The sequence below is a fragment of the Tianweitania sp. genome (assembly GCF_032053605.1).
Taxonomy (GTDB): Bacteria; Pseudomonadota; Alphaproteobacteria; order Rhizobiales; family Rhizobiaceae; genus Tianweitania.
The window spans coordinates 365-5,492 of sequence record NZ_DAMBUH010000010.1 but is presented as its reverse complement, the minus strand read 5'-3'; the positions used below and the strand labels follow the sequence as shown (position 1 = coordinate 5,492).

Here is a 5,128-nt window from a genome sequence, read left to right as displayed (position 1 = left end):
AAGGCAGAACGGCGATGCCACGGCCGCCGGCCGGCGCGATCAGCCACAGCGTTTCCAGCCCATTGCCGAATAGAACGGCTGCCGACAGCCAGAACAACCAGCGGCGGCTTTGCCGGATCGGCGTGGCCAAGAGCAACAGAAGCGGCGCAAGCCGCAGGGCGGTGAACGCGACTTCCAGAAGGCTCCACAGGCCCGCGCCACGCTCCCCATACCAGCGCACACCGAAGGGCAGATTGTCGGACCAGGTGATGAAATACTGCATAAAGGCGAAATAGGCCCAGGCCAGCAGCGCGGCCATGAGCAGGCTGCCGAGGATTTCCGGCCGCTTCAGTTCCGCCCCTAAACTCACCGCCAGCATGATCGACACACACAGCGCCCCAAGGAATTGCACGGACATGCGGGTCAGCGAAAAGCCGGAAAAATGCGCTTCCGGATCAAGAAACAAATACCAGTCGACCGCGATGACCATGAACATGGCGGTGTAAAGCACGAGCGCCGCGATCGGCAGGGCCGGATTGTCCGAGCGACGCCGAACCAGCAGAAGGGCTGACACAGACGCGAAAAGCAGGAACAAAACCGCGCGAACAGCCCAGAACGGCAGCGTCATCCAGAGTTCCCGGAAGGCGCCTTTGTCTGAAGATGCCTGCCAGTCATAAAGCCAGGCGGCGCCGATCAGCACCGGCAAAAAGACCAGCGCCGCGAACGGCAGCAGTGCAGCGGTCGCGTTGGAAAAGCGCTCCAGCTCGTCATCCCACAGGCCCGGGATCAGCCGCATCATGGAAGCGAGAATGAGGCCACCGAAGGCGATGTCGGACAAGAAGCAGAAGCCGGTGAGCCAGCCCTGCAGCGCAGCTTCCGGCTGCAAGACCATGCCCACCATGGCTAAGGCCAGGCAGATCAGTCCAGCCAAGAGGCCAAGGCGGCTGCGCGGGGTAGCAGGGAATGCCGCGATGCTAGCCGCCATGATCGGCCCCCAGGGCGTCGCGATCGGCAGTGCTCAGCTGCGCGGCGGGAGCGTTCCGGCTCGTTTGCAAAGCGCGGATATAGGCGGCAATCGCCCAACGGTCCGCCGGCTCGACGCGGTCGGCATAGGAATACATCACACCGTGACCATGGGTGATGACATCCACGAAATACCGGCTCGGCGCGTCCACCAGACTTTGTTCGTGAAAGCTCGGCGGCTGCGGAAAGCCGCGCGCCGGAACAGTGCCGTGGCCATCGCCGGCCGCATCATGGCAGGGCACGCAGTTGATCGCGTAACGCTCCTGCCCCCGCTGTAGAAGCGCAGTACTCATCGCCGGACGGGTGCTCAGGGCTTGGTCGCGCTGCGGCTGATCCTGCGCCACGGTGCCTTCGGGCGGCGCCTGCAGCACCTTGCCATCGGCAAACAGCGCGCTCGGCTCCGCATTGTCATAGCGCGGCTGGCTGCCCATTTCGTTGCAGCCGGCGAGCAGGACAACCATCAAGCACAGGAGAAGCGGCCGGCTCATTCCGGCTCCTCCGTATTGCGCAGCGTCTCGACCTGGGTCGCCCCGAGCTTCTTCAGAAAGCCGCTCGATTCCTCCTCATGGAAACGCGCATCATTGCCGAACACGACCAGGAAAAACCGGTCCTCGGCATGAAAACCGAAGCGCTCGGCCTCGAACACCGGGTGATGCAAACGCGGCAGGCGGTTCAGCACGAGCATGCCTAGAATGCCCGCCAGCACCGCGCCCAGAACCATCATCTCGAAGGTAATCAGCATGAAGGCCTGCGGCGCGACCAGCGGCCGATTGCCGACCGGGATCGGATAAGCGTGGTTGGTATAAACCTGCATGAGATAGCCCGCCGCAGCACCAACGATGCCGCCCCCCAACGTCAGCCAGGGAACGCGATTGTCGTTGAGCTCCAGCGCTTCGGTCAAACCGAGCATGGGAAAGGGCGTATAAGCGTCGAGACTGCGATAGCCGTCCTTCCGCGCCGCCTTGGCGGCCTCGATCAGGTCCTCGCCGGACGAGAACTCGGCCAAAACGCCAAAGGTCTCGATATGGGCGCCCGGCTCAATCACCCTGGCGCTCCCCTTGATCCTCGAACTGCGCTTCCTTGATCTCGAATGCCGAAATGGCCGGGAAAAAGCGGATGAAAAGAAGGAAAGGCAGGAGAAAAACGCCGCCGATCATGCCTATGAACAGCGACCATTCCCAGAAACTCGGCGCATAGGAGCCATAGGAGGACACGAGGTAATCCCGGTAGAGCGTGGTCACGAGCAGCATATACCGCTCCAGCCACATGCCGACCGTGACGCAAAGGCCGATCAGCAATAGCGCAACCGGAAAGATCCGCATCCGCTTCCACCACAAAAGCTGCAAGGGCAGGAAGTTCAGGATCACCGCGCCCCAATAGCTCCACGCATAGGCGCCGGAAAAGCGGTCGAACAGCGTTTGCAGGTCCTGTTTCTCGCCGGAATACAGCGCATCGAAGATTTCCGCGAAATAGCCGAAGGCGGTCATCAAACCGCAGGCGAGCAGGAGTTGGCCGAGAAGATCGAGATGACGGTCGGTCACGATCTCCTCCAGGCGGAACGCAAAGCGCAGCACCACCGCGATCATCGACACCACGGCAAAGCCGGAAAAGGCCGCGCCCAGCACGAAGTAAGGAGGAAAAACAGTGGAGGTCCAGCCGGGAATGGGTCCGGCCGCAAACAGCAGCGAAATTTCGGAATGCACCGAAACAACGAGCGGTACGGCGATCGCCGCTGTCAGCCGGTAGCTCTGGTTCCACCGCGCCCAATGCCTCGCCGAACCGCGCCACCCCAGCGCCAGGATGCCGTAAAACACCTGCCCTCGCCGGCGCTTGGCGCGGTCGCGCATGGTGGCGAGGTCCGGCACCAGGCCGATATACCAGAACAGGAAGGACACGATGAGGTAGGTGAGGACCGCAAAGAAGTCCCAGGTCAGCGGGCTCTTGAACTGCGGCCACAGATCCATCGTGTTCGGATAAGGCGCCATCCAGTAGAAGCGCCAGAAGCGGCCGAGATGCAGGATCGGATACAGGCCCGCGCAGATCACGGCCACCAGCGTCATCGCTTCGGCAAAGCGGTTCAGAGCATTGCGCCAATGCTCGTTGAGCAGAAGCAGCATGGCCGAAATCAGCGTGCCGGCATGGCCGATGCCGACAAAGAAGATGTAGTTGGAAATCGCCAGACCCCAGTTCACCGGGATCGTGTTGCCCCAAACACCGACGCCGTTGCGAAACAGAATGACGACGGAAACCAGGAACAAAGCAAGGAAGCACAGGCAGATGAGGAAGCACAGGTCCCACACCCATTTGCCGGGATAGCGCGTGGGAATGCGCATGATCTGGCGGGTGACACGCGAACCCTCCGCGCGCCGCTGGCTGCCGGAATGATCGACCGCCTCGCTCATGCACCCTTCGCCTCGTCATCGAGGATGCGCGCCAGATAGGTCGTGCGCGGCCGCGTGTTCACCTCTTCCAGAAGCGCATAATCGCGCGCCTCGGCCTTGCGCCGCGACACTGCGGACTGCTTGTCCATGACATTGCCGAAGGTGATGGCAGTGGTCGGGCACGCCGCCTGACAGGCAGTGACAACCTCTCCCTCGGCGATCTCGCGACCTTCCTTCTTGGCCTGAATGCGCGCGCCTTCGATGCGCTGAATGCAATAGGTGCATTTTTCCATCACACCGCGCTGGCGCACCGTCACTTCCGGGTTGCGCATCGCCTTCACCGATTCCGCATCGCCTTGCGTGAAGTCGAACCAGTTGAAGCGCCGAACCTTGTAGGGGCAGTAAGACGAGCAGGTGCGCGTGCCGATGCAGCGATTGTAGACCTGCAAGTTTAAGCCATCAGTGCTGTGCACGGTCGCATTCACCGGACAGCCCATTTCGCAGGGTGCCTGTTCGCAATGCATGCAGGGCACCGGCTGAAACGCCATGTCGGGATCGTCGGGATCGCCCTCGTAATAGTGGTCGATCCGCAACCAGTGCATTTCCCGCCCCTGCGCAACGAGATCCTTGCCGACCACCGGAATGTTGTTCTCGGACTGACACGCGGTCACGCACGCGTTGCAACCGATGCAAAGGTCGAGATCGATCGCCATGCCCCAGGACGGCGACGAGGCTTCCAAGTCGGGATAAAAGCTGGGCTGCTCCTTTTTCAGCGGCTCCAGCGTGGCCAACTCCGCACGCTGAACCTTGCGCACGAAATCGAAGCCATCCATCGCATGCTGCGGCTGCGTGGTGGCGACGGTCTGCTTTTCACCGGTTGCGTCCAGCGTGATGCCCGCAATCTGCCAAAGCGCGTCGGCGCGGCGCAGACGGTAGGCATCGAAGCCGAGCCCGTCCGCGAGCCCGCTCTGCTTGCCGTAACCGAGGTGAACAACAACCGTGTCGCGCGCCTGGCCCGGCACGATCCAGATCGAGCCCTCGACACCGGCTGCACCCGCCGAAACCCGCACCACATCGCCATTCGTCCACTGCCGCTCGGCCGCAAGCGCCGGGCTGACCAGCACGGCATTGCCCCAGCAGATTTTGGTGATTGGCTTCGGCAGTTCCTGCAGCCAGGCATTTTCCGAAAAGCGCCCGTCGAAGATGGTGGGGTCAGGCCGGATCAACAGGGTCAAGCCGCCACCCTGCTCCTGCATATCACCAAGCTCAATCACGCGACTGACGACCGGCGGCACGTTCGGGCGCGGTGCACTACCGGCCATGAAGCCATCCAGCAGCGCCGTTTTCCAGTTCGCATCGAAGTCGATGCCCCAATCCGGCAGCCAGGTCTTGCGCACGACCTCCTGATCGCCGACGCCAGTCAGCCGCCCGCCGAGATTTTCCAGCACCGTGTGGATCGAGCGCACCGACCAGAACGGCTTCACCAGCGGTTGGACAATCGAGACCATGCCATCAACGGCGCGCAGATCGGTCCAGCTTTCCAGCTCGTGCTGCCACGGCAGGTGCCAATGGCAGCGCTCCGTTGTCGCGTCGATATGCAGACCGGCATGGATGCGCAGTTCGATCCGGTCCATCGCTTCGGCAAAGGCCAGATCGCTTGGCGCCGTCGCCACGGGATCGCAGCCGAGGATCGCCACCGTGGACACGCGACCCTCGCGCATATCCTCTACCAGCGCCTCAAGCGA

The 5,128-nt window shown here is 62.5% G+C and carries 5 protein-coding genes; all 5 read right to left on the bottom strand.

Annotation, left to right across the window (positions count from 1 at the left end; all coding sequences use genetic code 11):
• The coding region (locus tag RTX98_RS04255; RefSeq protein WP_312794833.1) for a hypothetical protein at positions 1-964 on the bottom strand (964 nt) is incomplete at its 3' end.
• Positions 954-1,490, bottom strand: coding sequence for a cytochrome c (locus RTX98_RS04250; protein WP_312794831.1), 537 nt, complete (start codon positions 1,488-1,490; stop codon positions 954-956). The genes RTX98_RS04255 and RTX98_RS04250, both read right to left, overlap by 11 nt.
• Entirely contained in the window at positions 1,487-2,047 is a 561-nt protein-coding gene (locus RTX98_RS04245) for a DUF3341 domain-containing protein (RefSeq protein WP_312794829.1), read from the bottom strand. The genes RTX98_RS04250 and RTX98_RS04245 overlap by 4 nt, the downstream gene beginning before the upstream one ends.
• A complete protein-coding gene (gene nrfD / locus RTX98_RS04240) occupies positions 2,040-3,404 on the bottom strand; it encodes an NrfD/PsrC family molybdoenzyme membrane anchor subunit (RefSeq protein ID WP_312794827.1) in 1,365 nt (454 codons plus the stop codon). Before nrfD ends, RTX98_RS04245 begins: the two co-directional genes overlap by 8 nt.
• On the bottom strand, positions 3,401-5,128 hold a 1,728-nt coding region (locus RTX98_RS04235; RefSeq protein WP_312794825.1), incomplete at its 5' end, for a 4Fe-4S dicluster domain-containing protein. The genes RTX98_RS04235 and nrfD, both read right to left, overlap by 4 nt.